Below are 633 nucleotides of genomic sequence, written 5' to 3'. Positions count from 1 at the left end.
TTATTAATATTATTTCCTTTAGTTAAATACTCATTATCTGTAAGGGAATTTAATTTTATTTGATTTTCATTAATATTAAAAATTTTTAGTGCTTTTAAAGAAGACTCTGGAATAATTGGATATAATAAGAAACTTATTTTTCGAACAATTTCTAATGTAGTATAGACAATTGTGTTTAATCTGATTTGGTCATCTTTTTTTTTCCACGGTTCTTGATCATTAAAATATTTATTTGCCTCAAATAGTGAATTAACAATGTAGTCTATATAAAAGTTAATATTTTGATGATCAATTTTAGATCTAATATTATCTAAATTTTTTTTATACTTGTCTAAAATTAACAAATCTTCATCTAGAAATTTAATTTCAGAAGGAATTTTTCCATCACAATTTTTGATCGTAAAAGCGGTAACTCTTTGACATAAATTACCATAGTTATTTGCTAAATCACTGTTTATACAATCTTCCAATCTTTCTTGAGAAATATTACCATCATTGCCAAAAGAAACTTCTTTGATTAGATAATATCTTAATGGATCTAACCCATACTCATCAATTATTTCTAATGGATCCAAAATATTTCCTTTAGATTTGGACATTTTTTCCTCTCCAGATAAAATCCAACCATGACCA

General features: G+C 24.3%; 1 protein-coding gene. It reads right to left on the bottom strand.

From position 1 onward, the window contains the following. A partial coding sequence (locus AMN99_RS05575) for a class I tRNA ligase family protein (RefSeq protein ID WP_256998126.1) occupies positions 1–599 on the bottom strand: 599 nt, incomplete at its 3' end. Positions 600–633: the final 34 nt, after the last annotated feature.

The organism is Candidatus Pelagibacter communis, assembly GCF_001180225.1.
Lineage (GTDB): Bacteria > Pseudomonadota > Alphaproteobacteria > Pelagibacterales > Pelagibacteraceae > Pelagibacter > Pelagibacter ubique_D.
The sequence above is the reverse complement of the archived record's forward strand: the minus strand, read 5'-3'. Positions and strand labels throughout refer to the sequence as shown.